Source organism: Paraclostridium sp., assembly GCF_051657365.1.
In the GTDB taxonomy this organism is placed as follows: domain Bacteria; phylum Bacillota; class Clostridia; order Peptostreptococcales; family Peptostreptococcaceae; genus Paraclostridium.
Map to the genome: position 1 here is coordinate 1 of NZ_JBOFKN010000160.1, position 1,409 is coordinate 1,409.

Annotated in this window: 2 protein-coding genes; both read right to left on the reverse strand. The window is 30.1% G+C overall.

What is annotated here, in order from left to right:
* Positions 1-89: 89 nt before the first annotated feature.
* The gene (locus ACRCYC_RS12165) at positions 90-299 is read right to left on the reverse strand and encodes a tail protein X (RefSeq protein ID WP_438619409.1); all 210 of its coding nucleotides are present in this window, start codon (positions 297-299) and stop codon (positions 90-92) included.
* The coding region (locus ACRCYC_RS12170; RefSeq protein WP_438619410.1) for a hypothetical protein at positions 289-1,409 on the reverse strand (1,121 nt) is incomplete at its 5' end. The genes ACRCYC_RS12165 and ACRCYC_RS12170, both read right to left, overlap by 11 nt.

Sequence of the window (1,409 nt, forward strand, 5' to 3'; positions counted from 1 at the left end):
TATATGTACACTCTAGAATTGAGTCTGCTATATCTTTAGATATATTTTTACCCTCATAAATAACAACTAAGCTACCTCTTCTAGCTATTTCATCTTCTCCAAGGTGCAATGTTATCATTTGTAGATACCTCCTCATTTAATGGGATATTTAATGTTATTCCTGCAGAAAAAATAAAAGTACCTGAATATTGAGAATTAGCATCTATTATTTTCTGTATAGCTTTACTATCTCCATATATTTTAGAAGCTATCATATCAAATGTATCTCCTAATATTGTAGTGTACTTTTTACCTTCCATGACCTCTCCTTTTCTTTTCTTTTTCTAATCTGTTATACATTTTTTCAAACTCTCTAAATGCAATATCTTTTTGTTTTTCGATTTCTTTTCCAATATTTTTAGTATCATTTGAATAAATAACTGGAGCAAAAGTAAATTGAATAGGAGAACTTGTATTATTAGATGATCCTTGCTCTTTTTTATCGTAAGCTCCTATCAATCTTCCAGTCTTTTCCCATAAACTTAAACTTCTTTGACTTTTATTATGAGGTATTATTGTTTCTGAATAAGCTCCTTCTCCCACCATAGCTAATGTTGGAGAATTAACAACTCCACCTTCAGCAAATCCTGGAATATTATTTTTTATAAAATCTTTTCCAGCATTCCAAGTGTTTCCAGCAAAGTTTAGGACTTTGTCTTTTAAATCTATCATTTTCTGAAATTTCTCTGTAACCCAATTAAACATTCCATCTAAAGCTTCTTTAAAACTATTTTTAAAATCTACAACTCCATTTTTCCAAGACTCGTATATTTCTGACCCTTTACTTTTTATATTATTCCACATTTCAACTACAGGTTCACATGATTGAAGAAATGAATCCCACAATTCTTTACCTTTTTCTTTTATTAAATCCCAATTTTTATATAATAAATATCCTGCTCCTACTACTGCCATTATTGCTGCTACATACCAAGTTATAGGATTTGCTAAAAGTGCGACTCCAAATTTAGCAGCTCCTGCTATAGCTCCTTTAAAAAATCCACCAACAGCAAATGAAACTGTTTTTAATCCTGTTCCTAATCCTACAAGTAAATTTTTAGATGATGTTAAAAGTTTTAATAAAGCTGTTACTCCTTTTGAAGCGACTTCTTTTTCTATCAACCAACCAATACCTTTAAATATTGGAGAAAGACCAGATATTCCAAAACCTACGATTTTTGCAGTAGCTCCTAAACCTAAAAGTGCAACTGATCCATAAGCAACCCCTCTTACAAGTCCGCTAAATAATTTAGGATTTTCTTTCTGAAATTTTTCAACAACATCTAAAATATCACCAAACTTATTAAGTATTTTTTCTAAATCTGGAAATAAAATCTCTCCCATTTTTGCCATTCTAATATCTAATATAG

Excerpts from the sequence above, each read along its gene's own strand:
- ACRCYC_RS12165 (WP_438619409.1), bottom strand. The coding sequence starts at position 299 with ATGGAAGGTAAAAAGTACACTACAATATTAGGAGATACATTTGATATG.